18 protein-coding genes and 1 pseudogene are annotated in these 23745 nt (G+C 38.3%); 8 read left to right on the top strand and 11 right to left on the bottom strand.

The window, feature by feature from the left end; genetic code table 11:
- Positions 1-123: 123 nt before the first annotated feature.
- Together ACFQ39_RS03330 and ACFQ39_RS03325 are read right to left on the bottom strand one after the other, a co-directional pair.
- The gene (locus ACFQ39_RS03330) at positions 124-846 is read right to left on the bottom strand and encodes a hypothetical protein (RefSeq protein ID WP_377176431.1); all 723 of its coding nucleotides are present in this window, start codon (positions 844-846) and stop codon (positions 124-126) included.
- A 140-nt stretch (positions 847-986) separates the two neighbouring features.
- Positions 987-5153 (bottom strand): hybrid sensor histidine kinase/response regulator transcription factor, encoded by a 4167-nt coding sequence (locus tag ACFQ39_RS03325; protein ID WP_377176429.1) that lies wholly within the window; start codon positions 5151-5153, stop codon positions 987-989.
- Positions 5154-5483: 330 nt separating this feature from the next.
- Between ACFQ39_RS03325 and nadA the strand changes: the two genes are divergently transcribed.
- The 5 genes from nadA to ACFQ39_RS03300 all read left to right on the top strand — a co-directional run bounded on the left by nadA (position 5484) and on the right by ACFQ39_RS03300 (position 13058).
- Positions 5484-6488, top strand: a complete 1005-nt coding sequence (gene nadA / locus ACFQ39_RS03320) for a quinolinate synthase NadA (protein WP_377176427.1) — start codon at positions 5484-5486, stop codon at positions 6486-6488.
- The gene (nadB, locus tag ACFQ39_RS03315) at positions 6489-8054 is read left to right on the top strand and encodes an L-aspartate oxidase (RefSeq protein WP_377176425.1); all 1566 of its coding nucleotides are present in this window, start codon (positions 6489-6491) and stop codon (positions 8052-8054) included.
- A 735-nt stretch (positions 8055-8789) separates the two neighbouring features.
- Complete coding sequence (locus ACFQ39_RS03310; RefSeq protein WP_377176423.1) at positions 8790-9512, top strand: GLPGLI family protein; 723 nt, start codon at positions 8790-8792, stop codon at positions 9510-9512.
- Positions 9513-9638: 126 nt separating this feature from the next.
- On the top strand, positions 9639-10361 hold the full coding sequence (locus ACFQ39_RS03305) for a GLPGLI family protein (protein WP_377176421.1): 723 nt from the start codon (positions 9639-9641) through the stop codon (positions 10359-10361).
- Positions 10362-10391: 30 nt separating this feature from the next.
- A complete protein-coding gene (locus tag ACFQ39_RS03300) occupies positions 10392-13058 on the top strand; it encodes a carboxypeptidase-like regulatory domain-containing protein (RefSeq protein ID WP_377176419.1) in 2667 nt (888 codons plus the stop codon).
- A gap of 284 nt (positions 13059-13342) precedes the next feature.
- Here ACFQ39_RS03300 and ACFQ39_RS03295 read toward each other — a convergent pair whose 3' ends face one another.
- The 7 genes and pseudogenes from ACFQ39_RS03295 to ACFQ39_RS03265 all read right to left on the bottom strand — a co-directional run bounded on the left by ACFQ39_RS03295 (position 13343) and on the right by ACFQ39_RS03265 (position 17830).
- Positions 13343-13831, bottom strand: coding sequence for a cupin domain-containing protein (locus tag ACFQ39_RS03295; RefSeq protein ID WP_377176417.1), 489 nt, complete (start codon positions 13829-13831; stop codon positions 13343-13345).
- A 14-nt stretch (positions 13832-13845) separates the two neighbouring features.
- On the bottom strand, positions 13846-14598 hold the full coding sequence (locus ACFQ39_RS03290; RefSeq protein ID WP_377176416.1) for a carboxymuconolactone decarboxylase family protein: 753 nt from the start codon (positions 14596-14598) through the stop codon (positions 13846-13848).
- Between the two features lie 10 nt (positions 14599-14608).
- Positions 14609-15505, bottom strand: a complete 897-nt coding sequence (locus ACFQ39_RS03285; protein ID WP_377176414.1) for an alpha/beta hydrolase fold domain-containing protein — start codon at positions 15503-15505, stop codon at positions 14609-14611.
- A gap of 120 nt (positions 15506-15625) precedes the next feature.
- The gene (locus ACFQ39_RS03280; RefSeq protein WP_377176412.1) at positions 15626-16885 is read right to left on the bottom strand and encodes a DUF418 domain-containing protein; all 1260 of its coding nucleotides are present in this window, start codon (positions 16883-16885) and stop codon (positions 15626-15628) included.
- 12 nt (positions 16886-16897) lie between these two features.
- Positions 16898-17134, bottom strand: a pseudogene (locus tag ACFQ39_RS03275) (nuclear transport factor 2 family protein); the annotation flags it as partial.
- An 18-nt stretch (positions 17135-17152) separates the two neighbouring features.
- Complete coding sequence (locus ACFQ39_RS03270) at positions 17153-17338, bottom strand: hypothetical protein (RefSeq protein WP_377176410.1); 186 nt, start codon at positions 17336-17338, stop codon at positions 17153-17155.
- A 39-nt stretch (positions 17339-17377) separates the two neighbouring features.
- Positions 17378-17830 carry a nuclear transport factor 2 family protein gene (locus ACFQ39_RS03265; RefSeq protein ID WP_377176408.1) on the bottom strand — a complete coding sequence of 151 codons (453 nt, stop codon included), beginning with the start codon at positions 17828-17830 and terminating at the stop codon, positions 17378-17380.
- A 266-nt stretch (positions 17831-18096) separates the two neighbouring features.
- Between ACFQ39_RS03265 and ACFQ39_RS03260 the strand changes: the two genes are divergently transcribed.
- The 3 genes from ACFQ39_RS03260 to ACFQ39_RS03250 are packed head-to-tail and all read left to right on the top strand — an operon-like array spanning position 18097 to position 21798.
- Positions 18097-19002, top strand: a complete 906-nt coding sequence (locus ACFQ39_RS03260) for a helix-turn-helix domain-containing protein (protein WP_377176406.1) — start codon at positions 18097-18099, stop codon at positions 19000-19002.
- 45 nt (positions 19003-19047) lie between these two features.
- A complete protein-coding gene (locus ACFQ39_RS03255; RefSeq protein WP_377176404.1) occupies positions 19048-19506 on the top strand; it encodes a (2Fe-2S)-binding protein in 459 nt (152 codons plus the stop codon).
- 48 nt (positions 19507-19554) lie between these two features.
- The gene (locus ACFQ39_RS03250) at positions 19555-21798 is read left to right on the top strand and encodes a xanthine dehydrogenase family protein molybdopterin-binding subunit (protein ID WP_377176402.1); all 2244 of its coding nucleotides are present in this window, start codon (positions 19555-19557) and stop codon (positions 21796-21798) included.
- Between the two features lie 102 nt (positions 21799-21900).
- Here the strand turns inward: ACFQ39_RS03250 and ACFQ39_RS03245 are convergent, their stop codons facing one another.
- Together ACFQ39_RS03245 and ACFQ39_RS03240 are read right to left on the bottom strand one after the other, a co-directional pair.
- A complete protein-coding gene (locus ACFQ39_RS03245) occupies positions 21901-22335 on the bottom strand; it encodes an acyl-CoA thioesterase (protein WP_377176400.1) in 435 nt (144 codons plus the stop codon).
- Between the two features lie 219 nt (positions 22336-22554).
- Positions 22555-23742, bottom strand: coding sequence for a pyridoxal phosphate-dependent aminotransferase (locus ACFQ39_RS03240; RefSeq protein WP_377176398.1), 1188 nt, complete (start codon positions 23740-23742; stop codon positions 22555-22557).
- Positions 23743-23745: the final 3 nt, after the last annotated feature.

Raw genomic sequence — 23745 nt, 5'->3', positions numbered from 1 at the left:
CGCAGAAAGCAGCCGTTATTTATGTCATCCCCCGATTACTTAGAATAACGGCCACTAAAGAATTTCTTTTAAGAGAAAAAAGATTAGAATTATTCACTTCACAAACGAAGTGAATATGATCTTCTACCTGTAACTCATGTCTTCGTCTAATTTGAAGATATATGACCACATTGTATCCACCGAAGATCTGAAGTTCGCTCTTACTTCTTCGACCTTCGCTTTATTGGTCGCTTTTTCTAAAACTTCCCATACACCATCTCTGTCAACATCTAATGCCGCATAATCTTTAAACGGAGTTGAAACGAAGTAACTCGGCATATCAGGAGATCCACCCATTAGATCGTACCACGCACCTCTGGTATTACCTTCTATTTTTTTCATAGCAGCAGAGGTTTCTTTGATCACGTCGTTAAAGACAGAACTGTTATTGACTTTAAAATAGGTCACCCATACTACGGTGGTCGCTGGATCCCAGGTTGTACTTATATCTGGCATCGATTCTGCAATGTTGTAATTGACACTTTCTACATGCGGCATAATTGATTCCTTTACGATGTTATTACATTTGGCTGAGGCTTCATCTTTTTTATCCATATCTGCCCATTTGTTCATCCAACCTGTTAGCACATATACATTTCCTGTGCCTTGCACGCGATGCCATATATTGTATTTATCCATTCCTTTGTTATCTATATAGCATTTTTTCCATTTTTTTGCACCTTCTGTGAACTGTTCATTATGACCCATTTTTACCGTGATTTCTGTCATGTTAAGTAATCTCGTTGCGTCACTTTGCGCTACGATCATAAAAGGTAGCACCAAGGCAATAAATAATAATTTTTTCATTTTGTTTGGTTTTAGGATTAATATGAAACCAAATTTAGAGAATAGCCTAATTTTAAAGTTGGATTTTTCTTGCAATTTGTTGGATTTTTCTTGCTTTTTTAACTTCTAAATGCGGTATTTACAACAGAATTTGAATGGTGTTAGTTAAAATCTTTTTTGTAGGCAGAAGGACTGCAGCCAAATTGATTTTTGAAAGCGCGAGAAAAATAAGCCTGATCGTTAAATCCTGTTTTAAAGCAAATATCTGCCAGAGAATCTTTATTCTGTTTGATAAGTTCTGAAGCTTTTTGAAGGCGCATATTGCGAATGAACTGTCCGGGGGCCTGATCGATCAAGGCGTGTAGTTTTCTGTGCAACTGGGACGTACTGAGGTTTGTTTTCTCAGCCAACTGTTCTACGCCGAATGTGGCATCATTTAGATTTTGAAGTACGAGCTTTTGCAAATTCAACAAGAAGTCCTGGTCTAAAGTTCTAACTGATATTTCGGTAGGATCAATGACAAATTCATTTCTGTATTTTTCCCTTATTTGTTCGTGTTGTCTGATGAGGTTCGCAATCCAAATCTTAAGTTCTTTAATGCTAAAAGGTTTAGTAATATAGGCATCTACCCCCGTTTCTAAACCTGATAATTTATCCTCTTGGGTAGCTTTCCCCGTAAGCATAACAATGGGTATGTGGCTGGTCTTTTCATTGTTCTTTAAATATTTCACAAGACTATGGCCATCCATTTTTGGCATCATCACATCGGTAATAATAAGATCGGGAATCAATTTTTGAGCTTCTTCAATTCCTTGGTCGCCATTCTCTGCTTCAACAATTTCATAAGTATCCATTAATTGTTCCGCAACAAATTTTCGGATGTCTTCGTTGTCCTCAATTAACAATATAATTTTTTGGACCCTATCTGTTAAAATTGTTTCGGTTCGGACCATTTTTTCCCAACTATCTACATGGTTTTGTCTTTCCACATCCTCAAATTTAATGGTAACCTGATCGGATTTAGGTTCGCCTATAGGCAAATCTATTTTAAAGATAGTGCCACCGTCTTTTTTATTACTATGCACCACTATGGTGCCACCGTGTAATTCTACCAACTCCTTAGTCAAGGCTAATCCGATACCTGTACCCTCGTATTTTTTGGTTTCCGAATTATCTGCCTGGTAAAAACGGTCAAAGATATGGGGCAGGTCTTTCTCTGAAATACCAATTCCAGAGTCTGTCAACAAAATGGTCAAACGATCTTTGCTGTGTCGCTTGATGTTCAATTCTATACTGCCATTATCTTTGGTGAATTTAATGGCATTTGAGATCAAATTAGTGATGATTTTATCCATTTTTTCCAGATCAAAAACCACCTGAATATCATTTTCATCTGAGATAAAAATCAGATTGATATCTTTTTGTTCTGCGATAGATTCGAATGAAAAGAAGAGATTTTTTAAATAGAGGACTATATTTTCCTGCTCTTTATACAAATTCATTTTTCCTGCCTCTAATTTGGCCAAATCCATAATTTGGTTGATGAGTTGCATGATCCTCTTAGCGTTTTGAGAAATTCTTTGAACTTTATGTACATTTTCTGTCGACTGAAGTTCTTCCAATAAATTTTCAGTTTGTCCTGCTATGAGAGTTAGGGGCGTTCTAAATTCATGGGAAATATTTGTAAAAAACTGCGATTTTAATTGATCTAATTCTCGCAAACTGTCTGATTCAATGCGTTCTAATCCCAATTGATTTTTGATAGCCAATCTTTTCATCTCTCGATTTCTAATGAAAGACAGCAATGAAAATAAAAGTATGGCGTATAATGCATAGGCCCACCAAGTACCCGACCAATGCGGTAAGACTTTGATCGGAATTGAGATTCCGGCTTCATTCCAAACTCCGTCATTGTTACTTCCCTTTACATGAAATGTGTAATTTCCTGAAGGTAAATTTGTAAATGTGGCCGTATTCTGGTTGTTAATATAAATCCAATCCTCGTGAAGTTTATCCAGTTTATAGGCATATTGATTTTTTTTAGGAGAAGAAAAATCCAGGGCAGAAAACTCAAAGGTAATAATACCGTCTTTGTTATTAAAGGTGAGTGAATTCTTATCGTACAAGGAAATATCTGTAAAAAAGTTTTGTTTGTTGGTATCAGAACTTTCGCTGTAGACTTTTAAGCCAGTAAAAGCGATGGGTGGTATGTACGCATTATTTTTTATTTGCCCTGGAATAAAATAGTTAAGGCCATTAATTCCGCCAAAGAACAGTTCTCCTTTTTCGCTTCTAAAATAGGCTCCGGTATTAAATTCGTTACTTTGGAGTCCGTCTTGCACATCAAAATTTCTAAATCTTTTTTCTTCGAGATTAAATTTGGACAGGCCTTTGTTCGTGCTTAGCCATAGGTGATGAGGAGGATCGGGTAAGATGCCGTAAATCACATTGTTTGGCAGCCCATCTTTTTCTGTAAAATGAGAAAATGTTTTTTGTTCTTTATCGTATAATTCTAGTCCGCCTGAAGTGCCAATCCATAAAAACTTTTCCGGATCTATCGGATCTTGGCAAAGACTTTTTACGTGATTATTGATTAAACTATTTGGATTTTCGGGTTGATTGATCAAGGCCTCAAAAGTCTCCGTTTTTTTATCGAACAATAACAATCCATGTTTGCTTCCCAGCCACATTTTTCCAATTCCTTCATCTAGCAACACGGGTCTTACATACACATTAAATTCCGGACCATTGAGGTAACGAAAATGTGTAAATACACCATTTTCCCGATCGATCATTTTACTCAAGAAATTTTCTGTCACAATCCATAAGTTTTGCTCGAGGTCTTCATAAATGAGATAGACATCTTTTTGAGGAACGCCATTCGGATCATCCGGACTGTATCTAAAATTGGTAGACTTTCCAGTTTTTGGGTCATATTTATAAATTCCTGTTGTGCTCGAAAACCATAAGTTCCCGTCCTTGCTTTTTATCATAGACCAAGCAGCAGTATTCCCAAATCGGTATGGTTCATTAGAATCGCCTTCAAAACTTTGAATTTTTCCTGTTTCCCTATCCCATCGGTAAAGAACTTCACCGCTCACCCAAACATATCGGTCGTTTTCTTCTAGTATTGACGTGATAGAAAATGATGAAATTCTCGAGTTTTCTCCGTTTTTCGTTCTCAGGAGTAAAAAATGATGCGCTTTGGGGTCATAATAATCTATGCCCATGCCAGTGGTTCCTATCCAAATGATATGAGATCGGTCTAAAAACAAACTAGAAACACTATTAAAACTTAGCGATTCATCTTGATAAGCATCGTGTTTGTAAGAAGTGTATTTTTCGGTAATTGGATTAAAACGCATTAATTCAGCTGAGGTAGCCAACCACAGATCATGATCTTTATCTTCAATAATTTCCGTAATTTCTCCCCAGCCATATCGAAAAACACTTAAATGATGAGGGTATACTTTATATTTAAAGTTTGAAGTATCAAATTTCACCAAGCCTGTTAAGGTACCCAGCCACAAATAACCATCATTATTTCCATAGATACATGTTATAGAAAGATCTGAGTTACTCTTCGGTGCTTCTGGTTTTTTAACGTCTAAATAAAAAGATTTTATTTCTTTGGTCTCAATGTTTAACCGATTTAATCCTACATTGGTTCCAATCCATAAATAACCTTTTTCATCGGCATAAATATCTCGAATGGTGTTATGGCTTAAAGGGTAAAGTCCATCTTTTACATTGTGAATCTGTTCTACCTGATAATCATCTGTATTTTTCGCAGAGACAGAAATTTGAAATAGACCATTGTCCCTTGTTCCTACCCAAATATTTCCGGAAACATCTTCATTGATCGTTTTGATTTCAAAATGATTATCACCGGATCCATCAGCAAGGGGAAGCTTAATTCTGAGAAAGGAATTACTTTTCTTATCAAAGCGATTGAGCATGCCACTTTCTGTTCCAACCCATAAAACACCTTGTTTGTCGCAATAAAGTGACTTGATATAATTGGCATCTAAAGACATTTGATTGTTCGGATCGTGTTGGTATACGGTAAATTTATAGCCGTCGTATTTATTTAATCCGTCTTTGGTGCCAAACCACATAAACCCCTCTTTGTCTTGGGTGATAGCAAAAACAGCATTTTGCGATAAACCATCGTTGATGTTGAGGTGTTTAAAGCGAATGCCCTGGGAGAAAATCGCAGAACAAAAGCCTAGCAGAGTAAGAAATAGATTTACTGTTAACCTTAGGCGGGAGGATCTTATTCTTCGATCCTTCGTGCATTTCTGAACACCTATATTTAATTCATCCATATTCAAGGGCCAGTTTTGATTAGACCACTTTCGGTTACTGATAAAAACATGCGCATTTTCGCACAAGAAAAGCAATTGACTTGAAGTAGAAGGTTCATAGTTTGATTATTTGATCAGTTATTCCAAACCGGTATAACGCTTCCGGTTATTCAATTACAAATCAGCTAAATGTACAATTTTTTTGAATCGAATAGAAAGAATAATCCAATTGATCAAAACCTATAGCAGGCAGTCCTTGTTGTTTTTACGACTTATCTTTTTGGCATTATTCTTGAAATCCAAACAGTTTTGATTAAAAACATTAAATTTGTTAGGTACAAAAAAGAAAAAATGAGCACAGATTTTAGCCAGGCAAAAGAAAAGGTTTACACCAAAGGATTTTTGGACATAGAGACCCCAAAAGACATAGATTATGTCGAAGAAATAAAGAGGTTAAAAAAAGAAAAGAATGCCGTCATTTTGGCGCATTACTATCAAGAGCCTGCGATTCAGGATATTGCAGACTTTGTAGGCGATAGTTTACAGTTGTCATATAAAGCAGCTGAAGTTGATGCAGATTTGATCGTTTTTGCCGGGGTACATTTTATGGCAGAGACAGCCAAAATATTGAATCCTAAGAAAAAGGTGATCTTACCCGATTTTAATGCGGGCTGTTCTTTGGCAGAATCTTGCGAGGCGAAAGATTTGAAAGCATTAAAAGACAAACATCCAGATCATATTGTCATAACGTATGTCAACACTTCTGCAGAAGTAAAAGCCATCAGTGATATTTGTTGTACTTCTTCCAATGCCAAAAAGATTGTCGATTCTGTGCCTTTAGACCAGCCGATCATTTTTGCTCCTGACAAAAACTTGGGTGCCTGGATCCAGAAAGAGACCGGAAGAGAAATGTTGTTGTGGGATGGGGCCTGTATCGTACACGAAGCTTTTTCTATTGATAAATTGTTGAATACCTATAAAGAACATCCAACGGCAAAGATCATCGCACACCCTGAATCTGAAGACCATATCTTAAAAACGGCTGAATACATCGGTTCTACATCGGGCTTGATCAATTATGCCAAAAACAGTCCGGCGAAAGAATTTATTGTGGCCACAGAGGCGGGTATTTTACATGAAATGCAAAAAGAAGTTCCCGATAAAAAGCTGATACCAGCACCTTCCCACGAAGACAATACTTGTGCTTGCAGCGAGTGCCCGTATATGAAAATGAATACGATGAAAAAATTGTATTTGTGTATGGAGCACGAGATGCCTGAAGTGAATGTGCCTGAAGAAATTCAGAAAAAAGCATTGATCCCAATCCAAAGAATGTTAGAAATTTCAGCCAGATAAATGAGTATTATTCAATCAGACCTTTTAATTTTAGGATCGGGTGTTGCGGGTTTGACCGTGGCCATTAAATCTGCGCGGGCATTGCCTAATAAACAGGTGTTTGTTGTGACCAAAGCACATGAAAGCGAGTCGAATACCAAATACGCACAAGGTGGAGTTGCTGCGGTTTGGGACAAGTTGGATTCTTTTAATGACCACATCAATGATACCATGGTGGCCGGCGACCATGAGAATGATCTGGAGGTGGTAAAAATGGTCATAGAAGATGCGCCTGAAGCCATGGAGCAATTGATCCGCTGGGGAGCAGAATTCGACATCAACGAATCGGGAGAAATTGATTTGGGAAAAGAAGGAGGGCATTCGGCTCATCGCATTTTACACCACAAAGACATTACCGGTTTTGAGATAGAGCGAACCCTTTTGCAACAGGTTGAATCACTGCCTAACATCACCCTTTTGCCCTATCATTTTGCCATCGATTTAATTACAGAACACCATCTGAAAGGTAAACAAAGGGATATTTCGTCTTGTTTTGGCGCCTATGTACTCGATCAAAAAACCAATCAAATCGATACTTTTTTATCAAAAACCACCATTTTAACAACCGGTGGCGTGGGGCAGGTCTATGCGGCTACCACGAATCCGGTGATTGCTACAGGAGATGGCATTGCCATGGCTTACCGGGCAAAGGTTGCGGTAAAAGACATGGAGTTTGTTCAGTTTCATCCCACGGCTTTGTATCAGCCGGGGGTAAGTCCGGCCTTTTTGATCTCAGAAGCCGTAAGAGGTTTTGGCGCTTATTTGCGCAATGCCAAAGGGGAGAGGTTTATGCTCGAGATCGACGAAAGAGCAGAATTAGCACCCAGAGATATTGTTTCTCGCGCGATTAATTCAGAGTTAATTAAAACAGGAGATCGATTTGTTTATTTAGATTGTACCCACCTCGATGCTGAAAAATTCATCAATCATTTTCCTAATATTTATGAAAAATGTAAAAGTATAGGGATCGATGTAAGCACACAATATATTCCTGTGGTCCCCGCCCAACATTATATGATGGGGGGAGTGGTCATAGACAAAAACGGAAAAACCTCTCTTCACAATTTATATGCTTGCGGTGAGTGTTCCTGTTCAGGTTTGCATGGAGCGAACAGGTTGGCGTCTAACTCTCTGCTGGAAGCGTTGGTCTACGGTAACAGGATCGCTGAGGACATCATCACGAATATGCCGCAGGAAGCAGAGAAAATTATGTTGGCCATTCCTGAATGGGATGAAGAAGGAACCACGGTTCCCAAAGAAAAGGTATTGATCTCACACAACCGCAAAACCGTACAAAACATCATGACAGATTTGGTTGCCATCGTCCGCTCTGATGAGCGTTTGGAAAAAGCCCTGGACCATCTGCTTTATTTGTATACAGACACCGAAAAAGTGTATGCCAAATCTAAATTGTCGCCGCAACTTTGCGAACTCAGAAACCTGATCGCAGTGGCTTATTTGATCGTGAAATTTTCGCTTAAAAGAAAAGAAAACAAAGGCGCTTTTTACAGTTTGGATAATTTGTAGGTTTTTAATTCTCTTCACGAGAAGTAAAACGGGTTCTCGATCAACCTTTACCTGGCACTAGAACTGACAATTGTGTCACCTCGAGTGATCCTGAGGATCGGGATTATTTCTCCAAGGCGCATGCATATCGAGAGGTTTGTATGAGATGATTTAACCTCCTCCTTCAAAAATATATTGAAAAACTCTCAAGGGTTGTACAAAGTCTAGCTTTTTCACAACAATGCTTCATCAACATCTCCCTATTTTCAGGGATTTTACTACCAATAAACCATGAAATTATAGTTTTTTTATTTATAGAAGTTTACTTTTTGTTTTTTTTAAATAAATTAGTATAATATATGTAATAAATTATTAGTATAAGTGATAAAAACATTACATATACTTTAAATTATTATAAATAATTAAAAAAGGACAAAGAACCTTCCCGATTGCTTATGTCAAGGAAAATACACGATAACATAAAAGCAATAATGGATGCCAGAAAAATGAAAAAATTATTATTTATACTTTCAGTGTTGATGTTTGGTTTGGTACATCCATTGCGAATGAGAATTCAAACAATCAAAAAGTAATGCAAGATTGTTTTGATGTTGCTATAGCAGAGTTAACAATGTTTGAAAATGAACATTTTGAATTGAGTGGCGGGGGTGCTACAAATTTTTTGAATCAAGCTTATGCAGATTGTTATTGTTTATATGAGTCTTCGAATGGTTGTGGTTTATTTTATTGATAAAAATGAAAGGAATCCTCAATTTTATTATCGCAATAATGGTAATATCGCCCTGTTTTTCTCAGGGCAATATTACCTATGCCGTTAAATTAAATTCAGTTAAAAAAGAAAAGACAGATTCGGTAATGGTTTCAGATTTAATGAAGCGTGTCTATCTTGAAATTTCAACAATCGAATCTGAATTAACCTTCTCTGAGAATCTTGCGGTATTTAAAAATGCACAAGACATGGAGTTGGATGTTGTTAGTCCAGCAAGAAAAATAGCCAATATTATTTGCGGAACTGATGATATTTATTTTTATGATTTACGGCATAAAAAGAATTTTAAATTTTTTGAATTTGAAGGAGAACAATTCCTCGTTGAATTATCACCATCCTTTGACTGGAATTTAGAGAATGAAACCAAAAAGATTCTCAACTACGTTTGTTACAAAGCTAAAACAAAAGTAATTAGACAATTGAGAAACAATAAGCAGGAAGAGATAGAGGTGGTTGCCTGGTATGCCCCAGACTTGCCTATTCCCATTGGTCCGAAGGGATATCATGGATTGCCGGGATTAATTTTGCAGTTAGAAGAAGGAGAGAACAGATTAAAATATGAGGCAAAAAAAGTAGAATTGAACAAAAAAATTAAGCCGATTAAAATACCTGAGAAAATCATTCCAATAACTGAAAAGGAATTTGATGCCTTAGCAAATAAGGCTTTTAAAGAATTAAAAGAGCAATAAATAAACGTCTAATTTGAACAATTAGTGCTTATTTGATTTAATGATGCTATCTAATATTATGTCTTTGGACAACGGGTTGTAATTGTACATTATCTTTTCTAAAAATATTCAATCATCTATATCTACATGAAAAAAATAATTACTCTTTTTATGACCGTTTCCATGTTCCTCACAGCAAGTTTGAAAGCGCAAAACAGTGGAGAGGTAAGCTATACATTTTCGTACGAAAAATTTAAAGGTGAACCTAAGGATGAATATGAAATGAGCGCCAGAATGATGGCTGATAAAACAGCTGAATACGCCAGATTACATTTGTATAGATTGAAATTCAATGCTTATGAAAGCTATTTTGATGTGGAAGAATCTTTACCAATTGATGATTCAGAGGGAGCTTTTCCTTTTAATGTATCAAAATTTACATTTTCGAATGGAATTTTTTACCAGAATACCAAAACAAATGAGAATTTGAATCAATTGACAACCATGAATGAACTTTTTCTTATTGAAGGTAATTTGCGAAGGGACTGGCAAATAACACATGAGCATAAAAGAATTGGGAAATATAATTGCTATAAAGCAATATTGTCATGTGCCGGATGTGATAATAACCAAGAAATAGTAGTTTGGTTTACACCAGAAATTCCATTAGCCTTTGGTCCGGCAGGATTAGGGGGGCTGCCAGGTCTTATTGTTGAAGCTACCAAATATCGGTATACTTTAAGTATAAAGGAAATAAGATATTTTGAAAAAGATCTAACCATTGATAAACCAAATGAAGGTAAAAAGGTTACTGCTGAGGACTTGAAAGAAATGCAAATGAAAGTAAGAAGAAATATGACCAAAGGTTAAATAAGAATTGATAGGCTAAAGGTTATAACATTGGCAAATAGGGAGGTTTTATTGGTTGTTTTGTTTTGGGTAAATTGCTGCGTTGCTCAAGTGAGTTTATCCGGGTTTATTACAGACTCATTAAATAGCCCTTTACCCTATGCCAATGTATTAGCCAAACCTGATAGTGTAGATCTTGCTATGACTTTCTCTATTTCTGATGAACAAGGTAGGTATACATTGTGGCTAGAAAAAGGCTTTCCTTATACCATTCATGTTACCTATCTTGGGTTTCAAAAAGAAATTTTTTCGGTAAGTTTAATTGAAGATGTAAAAAAAAATATTGAACTTAAAGTTTCTACAGATCGTTTGGACGAAATCGTAATAATAAATGATTCCCCTGTATTGGTAAAGGAAGATACTATTCGGTTTAAAACAGATGTATTTGTAGATGGCCAGGAGCGAAAACTAAAACAGGTACTCCAAAAACTACCCGGCGTTGAAGTAGACCGTGAGGGCAATGTTTTGGTGAACGGCAAAAGAGTCACTGATTTATTGGTTGACGGGAAAAAGTTTTTTGATGGAAGTACAAAGTTGGGTGTAGAGAATATACCGGCAGATGCAGTAGCTGAGGTGGAGGTAATCGATAACTATAATCGAGTTTCCTTTTTAAAAGGCTTGTCAGATTCAGAGAGAATGGCTCTCGATATCAAACTTAAACAAGATAAAAATAAATTTATTTTTGGGGATATAGAAGCGGGAGCAGGAACAGATGAGCACTATTTGATGCATCCGAGTTTATTTTATTACAGCCCAAAAACAAAAGTTAATTTAATAGGGGATGCCAATGATATAGGTGTAAAATCCTTTACGCTGAAAGACTATATGAATTTTGAAGGTGGTATGGGCAAACTTTTATTAGAACCTGGTTCATATTATAAACTTTCTAACAGCGATTTTTCTAATTTTTTACGAAATAATGATTTCGAAGCAGCAAAAAATAATTTTGCAGCTTTTAATATTAGCCAGATGATCAGTAAAAAAATAGAGGCAACTGCATATGCCATCTTTTCAGATACTCAAACGGTTCTTAGGGAAGAAAATTTAAATCAATATCTCCAGCCCGATGCAATAGTTAATGAGGTAAAATTGGCCAAAGGTGAAAGCTCAGATCGGTTTTTATTATCTAAAATCGCTGTAGATTATAAACCCGGATTTAGAGAAGATATATCGTATTCAGGTTTTTTTAAATTCAATAAAAACAATTTTAATGAGCATATATTGAGCCAAACGCTCGACGGAGAGAATAATTTTGATACACAATTAAATAATTCAGGAACTAGTTTCAAACAAAATTTTGAGTGGCACAAAAAATTTAGCGGTCAGTTCACTCACTCCTTTACCGCAAATTACAACTATGATCGAACCAATCCATTTTCAAAATGGATCTCTGATGAGGAAATTTTACCAGGACTTTTACCCATCGTACCTCAAGAATTATACGATCTGTCACAAACTGTAAAACTTAAGATTCATCATCTCAATGCCTTGTATAAATTTTATTGGGTGTTGAACAATAGGAATCACATCTATGTTACGATAGGAAATAATGTATTGCAAGAGGATTATTTTACTGAAACATATCAGCTGCTCAACTCCGGCGAAGAGAATGATTTTTATGAGGGTGGATTTGGCAACGATTTAGAGTTTAGTTTAAATGATTTTTTTGTAGGTGTACAGCACAAGTTTAGGATTGGAGATTTAACCGCTAAATATGGAATTTCTGCACATCGTTACAACTGGAAAGCAGGTCAACAGGTTGTAGTAAATGATAATAAATGGGTGTTACTCCCTGATTTTCTGACCACCTATGAAATCACTAAATCTGAAAGGATCCATCTCAAATACGATTTAAAAAGTTCATGGGAAGATGCTCCCAAATTTGCCAACCGTTTTTTGCTTAGCAATTATAACGCAGTATTTAAAGGGAATGAAAATTTGGAAAATGGATTGTATCACGCTGCAAGAATGTGGTATACGAAGTTTAGTTTATATAGAGGAATTATCCTCAATGGAAGTATTCGGTATAATCGAAAAATTGAAAGCGTAAAAAATGCTGTAGTTTTAGATGGTATCAATTTTTATTCATCGCCTGTCCTATTTGATCAACCCGAAACACAGTGGGGTATCAATGCCGGCATTCGAAAGAATATTTGGAAATTTGTACTAAGTGGAAAAGTAGATGTTTCTTGGTCAGATTATTTTCAACAGCTCAATAATGAATTCTCCAAAGTTGCTTCAGAAGGTCAAAATTATGGTTTATCTCTGAAAACAAATTTCAATAAGTTTCCAGAGATCGAATTAGGCTACAATTTTTCTATCAATAATTATATTTCCATTTATTCTGATACAGAATTTCGCACCCAAAAGCCATATGTTTTATTGACCTATCGGTTTTTGGAAGACTTTTTCTTGGAGGCAGATTATTCAAAATTCTTTTATACCAATTATAAGGGTCAGAGGAATAGCTATGAAAATGCAAATGCATCCCTCAGTTATCAAAAAGAAGATAGCGCCTGGCGTTTTACCATCTCAGGTACTAATATATTGGATGCCCGTTATAAATATCAAAACACTTTTTCAGATTATTTAATTACAGACCAAAGAACTTTTATCATTCCTAGAATTTGGATGCTCAAGGTAATCTATTCGTTGTAATAGAAATTCATGGCATATGGCAAAAGAGTTAGGCTTTGGGATATTTTTCTTTTGTGGGACTGTTCTCGATACCCGCTGCAGCGAATCTGCCTTGCTTTGCTACATTCGAACTGGCAATTTTGTCACCTTGTGTGATCCCGAGGATCGGGATTATATCGAGAGGTTTTGTTGCATTTTCCGGTTATCGTTCTCGATCAACCGCTACGCGGCACGAGAACTGACAAAGGATTTTTTTATCGGCACTTCAAATATTCTCTAAACCTTTCCCAATCTTCTCAATCGAATTAATGCTTCGTGAGGCCATTGTATTCCGCTTCTGATACAGGTTCCAGCCAAACCGTGGGGCCATCTGCTCTGCCTGTAATGGCCACCTGGACAAATTCTCCCTCGGGGCTGGCGCCGTGCCAATGGGGCGTATTTGGCGGACACTTCACCGCGTCTCCTTTTTGAAGTTTGCGCCTAGGACTTCCTTTTTCCTGGTAATAACCAATTCCTTTGATGGCCAGTAGAATTTGTCCACCGGGATGGTAATGCCAATGGGTTCTGGCACCGGGCTCAAAAGTAACACTACCAACGGCGTTTTGGTTAAGGCTGTCGTTCTCTATCAATGGAATAAACCAAACGTTCCCTTTAAAATTTTCACTTTCCAATTGATTCCCTTTTGGGAAGATCAATTCTGAGCTGGTACTAATATCTTTCTCCTGTGTTGTTGATTGGCAACCAAAGAATAAAAGCGTGATCAGGCTTATGCTTATTTTTAAAAAGGAATTCATGACAGTAAATTTTTTTATTCATTTGGGGGTTCCGCGTGAAGAACCTCATTTAAAACCAGCAGCGCCTCCTGCGCTTCTTTTTCGCCAACCACAGTGTCGATGATTTTGATGAATTGTTGCAATTGTTCCGGACTATATCCCTGATAGATACAAATGTTTAAATGAGCGCGCAACATGGGTTCCACTTTACCGATGGCACTGAGTACCGAAACCGTCACCAACTCTCTTTCTGCATAGGTCAACACATCCCGGTCAAAAATATCTGCAAACAAATGTTCTTTTAGAAAGATTTCAATGATGGGGGTAAATTCTGCATAAGCACTTTGTGCAGTGATCGGTCTTCCAATCAACTTTTCTAGGTTCTCTTTACCCCTTTGGTATTTGCTTCTTTCATCATTTAGGGGAGTAGCCTCTCTACCCATTTCATCCATGATCCCTCTTAATTTCCGCTCTTCCAGCACTTCCATCAATGTTTGCAGGCCCCGGATACTTTTGGGAAATCCGCAATAAGGATAAAGGTGAACCATTACTTCCTTGATTTCAGCTATGGTTAAATTAGATTCTAGACCTTCATTCAGGGCTGTTTTTAGTGCCGGATAGTCACTCACAGCAGTTAAGGCGGCAATCGCAACCATGCTATGTTGCCTCGATGTCAGCATTTGTTTTGATATATCTTGGGCATTGAGGCAAAGGGTGAACAGACCCAAAAGGACCAGTCCTTTGCGAAGCTGATCGCTTATGTGGATGCCTATTCTTTTTTTTCTCATATACTTTGTCTTATTTTAAATATTTTTGAAGAAAAGGGATTACCTTTTTCCTCACTTTTTCCGCATCGAACATTTCTCCGTAATGAGGAGCTCCTTCCACTATGATCAATTCATTGGGAACACCCTTTACGTTTAGCCAAGAACTCAATAATCGCGACTGTTTTGGAGAAACCTGGTCGTCGTTTTCACCATGAACAATTAAAAAAGGCGGGTCGTTTTTATCCACATAGGTCACAGGACTTGCAGCTTTAGACAGATCAGGGCGATCGAGAGGTGCTGCACCGATCAACAACGCTTCCGGCGAATTTTTATCCTCAGCTCCGGGAAATAAGATCAAATCGGCCGGGCCGTAAAAATCTACAACGGCTTTTAAGTGGAATGATCGGCTTGTTCCGGGCATAAAAAAGGATTCGATCTGATCATTTTTAGATAATCCGGCCAAGGAAGCCAGATGTCCACCGGCAGAAAAACCGATCAAAGCAAAGCGCTCTTTATCGAGGTTATAAGTATCGGCATTGTCGTACAAAAAAGAAATTGCCCGATTACAGTCTTGTATTTGAGCAGGAAAAACAGCGTCTGTACTGAACCGATAATCGATGGATGCCAAGGCAAAACCACTGCTTACAATTTCGGAAACGGTTTTTTTCATATAGCCCATGTCGGCATATTTGTCGTTGTGCAACCAGGCGCCGCCATGTATAAAAATGACCAGGGGCACTTTTCCTTGGGTATTTTTTGGTAAATAAATGTCGAGTAGTTGTTTAGGCGAAGCATTGTCCTTGTAAGGGATGTTTCCGTGTAACACCGTTCCGACAGGAAAAATATCCAGTACAGGATTTTTTTGAGCACAAGACTGGTAGATCAGCGCCATGACCAGAATAAAAAAAAGAGAACTAGATTTTTTCATGTAAGGTATTTTGTAAATTCTTTTGTCAGATCCGGTCTTAAAAGACGAAGACAAAATGATTTTCAAGATAAGGGATTTTCGCCAATACGAAGAACATACCTTTTATGTATCGAGTTCATACTAATGTTTTGTTTTGTCTTTTCTAAAAGGTTGAAAATCCAAATAGGTCAAAGAGCGCCAAAGCCATTCCAGAGGTCCGTAGAGATAATCTTGGAGCCATTTTTTACTGATGATACCTTGTATGATATAGATCATGATTCCGAGTACAAATAAGGCTGTTGCTCCCCACCCGCTAAAAGTAGTACCAAATGCCCAGGGAGAAAATAAGAGGCAACCTATTACACCTTGCATCAGATAGTTGGTCAAGCCTGTTCGCCCATAAGGAGATAAAGCCTCAAGGTATTTGCCTATTTTTTCTTTTTGGTACAGCAAAATAAAGCCTAAAGTAAGTGCAGCCGAAGAAAGAACCAGGCTCAGATCTTCCAAAGTCTTGGCAAAAGCGATGGAAGGGCTCAGTATTTGCCCGTCGGGTCTAAACAGAATCCGCAAATTTAAAGGAGGTAAGAGGTTAATTAATACAATTACCAAAATGGTAGCTAACAGAAAGCCAATAAATAGCTTCTTGTTTTGACCTTTTTGTCCGGCTAATTTTTCAAAAAAACGAATCCTGCCAACAAATAGTCCTAAAATAAAAAGGGCAAAGGTGATATAACCCCTGCCAACTAGGCCAAATTGATAGCTTAGTTTACCTGTAAAACGCTCTTGATAGTTATACTTCACAGAATTCAGAAAAGAAGGGTTTTTGAGATATTCCGGTATTTGAGGTGTTTCCCGAATTTCAACCGCATCCTCTTTTTGGTTTGTCATTTCTATTTTCGTTGTTTGGTTGTGTTTATAGATCTGGATGAGTCGGGGTCCACCGAGTAAGAAAAAGAAGAAAAGAACCAGTAATACCCAGTTTTTGGCTTTATAAAGTGGAATCATTAATAAACCAAAAAAAGCATAAACAGAAATGATTTCAACATTATAAAAGGCATGGCTTATCAAGCCCATCGCTAATAAAATGATCATTCTCCAAACAAAGCGACCGCGAAAATCAATCCCTTTTTTGGCTGCCCGATCCATCTGGATAAAAAAGCTCAATCCGAATAAAAACGCAAAAATATTGATAAACCTGCCCATGATAACATTGTAACCTATCCACTGTACGGCTTCATCAAGAGCCGGAAATCTGAGTGTTTCTATTTGGTCAGCTAAAGAGGGTATTCCAAAATGTTGAAGCATGTGCATCAGGATCACCCCGAGCAAGGCAAAGCCTCTCAAGGCATCTAAAACGGTGATTCTTTTAAGCGGTGTTGATAGGGAAATGTTTTGTTCCATTTTCAATCTTCATTATTCACGTACCAATAGCCTGGTAAATGAGAGAGAACCTAGTTTCCAGTGGTCATTTTGCTTGATATAGACTTCGGTCACTTCAAAGGGATTGGATACTTCATTCCCTCCAACTTCGGCCAGCAAGGTGATCCGGTTCAAGAGAATCGCGGTTTGATCGATGAACTTTACCGAAACCTCATGGATATCTGCCTTTTTGTACCAGATACCCCCGGATTCAATGATCCTGAGTTCCTGTTCTGTACCCCATGACCCTCACATATGTACAAACATTGCATTTTCGTGAAAAAGCTTTGTCAACTGATCCACATTCTTGTCGGCCATCCATTGCCATTTGTTTTTAGAAAGTTCGATGATGTCCTTTTCTTCTGCAGAAATTTGTGCTTGTAGCCATTGAGTACCAACCATAATAAAAAATAAGACTAGATATTTTATCTTCATTTTGAAAGTATTTAAAATTGAATAATTATAGGTTGATGACTAGTGTTCCAAGCTATGGGTGTCCCGTACACTGCTAAAAGTGAGATCCAGCAAGTTCCAAGTATTCCCTTGTTTTTGATAAACTTCGGTTACAGTAAATTCTGTAGACACGTCGTTGCCCCTTACATGTGCCAAGAGGGTGATCCGGTTCCACAGAATGGCGGTATCACCAAAAATTTTTACCAATACATCGTGTACATCGGCTTGTTTATACCAGATACTTCCTGATTTGATGATGTCGAGTTCTCTTTCCTTTCCCCAGGTACCGCTCATGTGGACAAACCTAGAATCATCATCAAAAAGGGTAGCGAGCTTATCAACATCCTTATCGGCCATCCATTGCCATTTGTCTTTTGACAGTTGAATGATGGCTTGGTCCGTTGAATTAGCTTGTGCCATGCTCAAGTGTACACTAATAAACGCAATGAAAAGCAGTATAATGGATCGTTTCATATTATTATTTTTAGAGATTTATATCATTTTTATTTGTCAAAAATTCTCACTCATTCGTCGAATATTTTTTTTACGCGTCTGGATGAAGATATTAAAATTTATTCCAACAAACAGATAAAAGCGCGTATGTGTAAATCTAACTTACTCAAAAATAGGGATCATTTATTTCAATGGTCTTACCTACTTTACGGTTTTGTCTACCATTTTTACGGAATCCATTATCAAAGACCATGAATTACCAAATTAATTGTTATTTTTAAAGTAGTATGAGCGAGATAAAAGATTTGTTAACAGTGAATGATTATTCTTCAAAGTTTAATCTGTCTACCTTACATCCCTTGGTTACAGTGCATGATCTTTCTAAAGGTAAATGGGTAACTCAAGAGAATACGGAAACTGTTCGCTATCATTTTTATGGTATTTTTCTGAAACAAGGAGAAGCTTGTATAATGCGTTATGGCCGCCAACAATACGATTACCAGGAGGGAACATTGGTTTTTGTGGCTCCCGGTCAATTGGTCAATGTCAGGCATATCAAAAAAAAATTCAAACCGTCCAGTCATGCCCTTTTATTTCATCCCGACCTACTATTAGGAACAGATCTGGCAAGCAAAATGGCGCAGTACAGTTATTTTTCTTATTCCTCACATGAAGCTTTGCACATTTCTGCCAAAGAGCGTAAAGTGGTTTTGAGTTTATTGGAGAAAATACAATTTGAGCTGGAGCAGAATCTTGACAAGCACAGCAAGAAATTAATTGTGACGACTATAGCACTGTTTTTGGATTACTGTATGCGTTTTTACGACAGGCAATTTCTGACCCGGGAAATGGAGAACAAAGGTTCTTTGGAAAAGTTTGACCGATTGTTGAACGCTTATTTTTCTTCTGACAAACCCCTTAAAGAGGGGTTGCCTTCTGTGGCTTATTTTGCAGATGCCCTTCATTTATCGGCCAACTATTTTGGCGATCTGATCAAAAAGGAAACGGGGATTTCTGCTCAAGAATATATCCAAAATAAAGTGATCCATCTGGCCAAGAACAAAATGTACGATGCTGACAAAACAGTTTCCGAGATCGCTTATGAATTGGGGTTTAAGTACCCGCAACATTTTAGCCGAATGTTTAAAAATGAAACCGGATATACACCTGTTCAGTTTAGATCTTTGAATTGATTTTAAAAATTCCATCATTTTACATGAAAAAATAAAGTATGAATTATGGCAAAATATGTATTACATGTTAACGGGAAACAAAGCGAAGTAGATGTTGATCCTGCAACCCCGATATTATGGGTACTCAGAGATCATCTTCATTTAACGGGCACAAAATACGGCTGTGGTATAGCCCAGTGCGGATCGTGTACGATTCATTTAGAAGGAGTTGCCGTGCGTTCATGCCAATTGCCGGTTTCCTCAATTGGAGGACAAGAGATCACGACCATTGAAGGATTGTCGGAAAAAGGAGACCATCCGTTACAAAAAGCCTGGATGGAGCAAGATGTACCCCAATGCGGCTATTGCCAATCCGGGCAAATCATGTCGGCTGCAGCCTTCCTGAAAAATAATCCCGATCCCGGTGATGAGGAAATTGAGGCAGCCATGAACGGTAATATTTGTCGATGTGGCACCTATACCAGGATCAAAGCAGCGATAAAAACTGCGGCAAAATTGGCTTAATCCTTTGTTGCTTAGAAATACCTTTTTAAACTTTAAAAAATATTTGCAATGACTACTGTAAAAACTTCCATGGGCAGACGTTCATTTTTAAAATCTTCCGCTTTGGCCGGTGGCGGATTACTTTTAGGTTTTAATTGGTTGACCTCCTGTCAGCATAAAACTGAAAAAGAGGTGCTGGCTAAGCCCAAAGAATGGTTCGAGATCAATTCCTATATAAAAATTGGAGATAATGGATTGGTGACCCTGTATACCCCCAATCCGGAATTTGGTCAAAATGTCCGTACCTCTATGCCCATGTTGTTGGCGGAAGAACTGGATATAGATTGGAAAGACGTCATCGTTGAACAAGCTCCTTATCATCCCACAAAATACGGTTTTCAGTTTACCGGTGGTAGCCAGGGGATCCGATCTCGCTGGGAGCCTTTGCGGATGGCAGGTGCTACAGCAAAACACATGTTACGAGAGGCAGCTGCTCAGGTATGGCAAGTTCCCCTCGAAGAAGTGACTACTGAAGGAGGTGTGTTACATCACATATCAACAGGGAAATCGGCAGGTTATGGGGAAATGGCATCTGCCGCAGCACAATTGGAAGTTCCGAAAGAAGTAACATTAAAAGACCTGAAAGATTTTACGATCATTGGGAAATCCCAAAAAAATGTAGATGCCAGGGATCTGATAACGGGTAAAACCATTTTTGGATCTGATTATCAAAAAGAAGATATGCTCATTGCTATGGTAATTCATCCTCCGGCCTTTGGATTGACGCTCGATGCAATCACAGATGATTCCGTTGCCCGATCGATGCCGGGCATTCAAGATGTCTTTGCGATCATAACCTATAAGGACGATTTTTCTAAGGGCATGTTCGATACGAATGCCTTTCCGGAGGTGGTCGCTATTGTTGGCCATTCAACCTGGGAGGTGATGCAAGCCAAAAAAGAAGTGAGCATATCATGGAAACCTATTTCAGGTCGTACGGAGATCGTAAATGGATTTGGAAGGCAACAAACCGTTCATACACCAGCTGGATTTGAATCTTCGGCACAACACAAGGTGCAAATGTCAGAAATGGCCAGTAAGCCGGGAAGAGTTGTTCGTAAAGATGGGAATCCGGAAGAAGCCTTTAAAAAAGCTGCCAAAGTAATTGAGCGAAGCTATTCTGCTCCTTATTTAGCACATGTTTCTATGGAACCCCTCACTGCATTTGCCCATGTGGAAGGCGATAAAGCTTTCATAGCAGCACCGCTTCAGGCACCTGCAATCATCGTTCCAACACTTTCGAGCAGTTTGGGAATTCCCGCTGAAAATATTGAGATGGAAATACCGCGAATGGGTGGTGGTTTTGGCCGGAAAGCATATGCACATTATGTGGTAGAAGCTGCGTTGATCTCTCAAAAAGTAAATGCACCTGTGAAGTTGATCTATTCACGTGAAGATGATATGACCCAGGGTGTCTATCGCCCTACGTATCAGGCAACCTACCGTGCCGCTTTGGATGAGCATAATAATTTGACCGCATTTCATGTAAAGGCAGGCGGTATTCCTGAAAGCCCCTTGCATGCGAATCGATTTCCTGCAGGAGCTGTCGATCATTATTTAGCCGAAGAATGGACCATAGATTCGAATATATCCATTGGTGCTTTCAGAGCACCTCGGTCGAATTTCATGGCGAGTGCCGAACAATCTTTTCTGGATGAATTGGCAGAGACCATGGGAAAAGACCCTATTGAGTTTCGAATCGATTTATTAAATAAAGCCAAAGAAAACCCTGTAGGGGAAAATAATGATTATGATGCCGATCGCTACGCCGGTGTGTTAGCATTGGTAAGGGAAAAATCAGGTTGGGGTCAAAGCCAGGAGAATCTCCACAGAGGAGTATCTGCATATTTCTGTCATAATTCTTATGCTGCCCATGTCTTGGATATGGTTATTGAAAATGGGAAACCGGTTGTTAAAAAAGTGACGTGTGCCCTGGACTGTGGTATTGTTGTGAATCCTGATGCGGCAACAAACATGGCTGAAGGTGCGATCACTGATGGTATTGGGAATGCCTTATACGGTGAATTCACATTCAGTGAGGGCAAACCGCAAAATTCTAATTTTGACAATTATAGAATTATACGCCATCGTGAGGCTCCGAAAAAAATTGATGTGCATTTTGTTCAGAATGAGATCAATCCTACCGGATTAGGAGAACCGCCATTTCCACCAATTTTTGCCGCAGTAGCGAATGCCATGTATAAGGCTACCGGAAGGAGGTATTATCATCAACCATTTTTAGCGAATGGTTAATGTCGAATCAATACCGATCTTTATATTGAGTTATACCTTAATCAATCATTTAGGTATTTTTACAAGGTAAAAGCTTTGCGCGATACAAGTTATTCGGATCGCTTAGGAGATCACCTCAAAATTCTCTGAGCGGTCCATGTCTTTGACCACGTTTAGAATAATTTCTGGGGGTATGGTCACTTTTCTTTTTTGCAAATCGAGCCAGGCGCCATAGACTTCAATTTCCGCGGCTATTTCTCCATCGGGTCTGTAAATTTTATGCAGGAATTTAAATTTTTTCCCGTTCTCTGAAAGTCCTTTTAAAGTGAGCTCTACCTTGATATCCTCTCCTATGCTCACTTCCCTAAAAAAGGAAGTGTTTTCTGTGAACAATATTGGACCTACATTTTCTTTGTTGAAATCCATCAGAGAAAGGCCGTGCTCTGCAAAAAAACGAACCCTGGATTCTGCCGCATAATCGTTGTAAGCCGAGTGGCGCATATGGTTGTTGGGGTCGAAATCAGACCAGCGGGTTTTAAAATTTACTTGGAAATGCATGCGTAAAGATTTTGTTGATGATAAAGGTAATAAGTCTTTTGCTTTGTTTGGGCTCTTTTTAGATCTAGTTTTTGTTTCTCTTTATTGTTGGGTAGATGTATAACGATGTATGAACTGAAAGACGCTAAATGGCTAACTCAGTGTATGGCAAACTAAACACAAAAGCAAAAAAAAGCGGGTGAACACCCGCTTTTTTATTTTAAAAATATTTGCTTCAGGCTATGCAAGCGCAGCAGCTAATCGCTTGACGGCTTCTTTCAAATTTTCCTGAGAAGCGGCATAAGAAATTCTGATACAATCAGGTGCACCAAAAGAATCTCCGGCTACGGTAGCAATGTTCGCTTCTTCCAATAAGAACATAGAGAAATCTGAGGCATTGTTTATTTTTCTGCCTTTGATTGTTTTTCCAAAATAATGAGATACATCCGGGAAAACATAGAAAGCACCTTTAGGCACATTGATCTTTACACCCGGTATGGCAGCCAATAATTTTAAAATAAGATCTCTTCTCACTTTAAACTCATCTACCATGAATTGAATTTTTGACACAGGGTTGTCCAGGGCCGCAATGGTTGCTCTTTGGGCAATGGTATTGGCACCAGAAGTTATTTGTCCTTGAATTTTAGTACAAGCTTTTGCGATCCATTCCGGTGCGCCGATGTAACCAATTCTCCAGCCGGTCATGGCAAAAGCTTTTGCCACACCGTTTACCGTAATGGTTCTGTCGTACATACTTTCAATGGCAGCAAAACTAAAATTAGGTTCGCCGTAATTGATATGCTCGTAAATTTCGTCTGATAGAATATAGATATTCGGATATTTTTCTAATACTTTGGCCAAAGCACGGTATTCCGCTTCGGTATACACCGTACCACTGGGGTTATTTGGCGAGTTGAAAAAGATCATCTTTGTTTTTGGCGTGATCGCTGCCTCTAGCTGCTCAGGTGTGATTTTAAAATCAGTTTCAATGCCGCTGGGAATCTCTATAAAATTAGCTTCTGCCAAAGTAGCAATGGCAGAATAGCTCACCCAATAAGGGGCTGGTAATAAGACATCGTCACCCGGATTTAACAAGACCATTGCCACATTGGCAATAGATTGTTTGGCACCCGTAGAAACTACTATCTGGTTGGGTGTATAGGTTAAATTATTGTCGCGCTTAAATTTTCTGCAAATGGCCTCTCTTAGATCGTTGTACCCATTGACAGGCGAATAGGAGTGAAAATCACCATTGATGGCCTCTATGGCCGCATCTTTAATGAATTGAGGCGGGTTAAAATCCGGCTCCCCCAAACTTAAACTAATAATATCTTTGCCTTGCTCTTTTAATTCGCGGGCTTTTGCCGCCATAGCAAGCGTCTCAGAAACAGGTAAACTGTTTATTCTATCTGAAAGTTGTTGTGACATGAA

The sequence above is a fragment of the Namhaeicola litoreus genome, assembly GCF_042679565.1.
Lineage (GTDB): Bacteria > Bacteroidota > Bacteroidia > Flavobacteriales > Flavobacteriaceae > Namhaeicola > Namhaeicola litoreus.
This window is presented reverse-complemented; position numbering and strand designations above follow the sequence as displayed.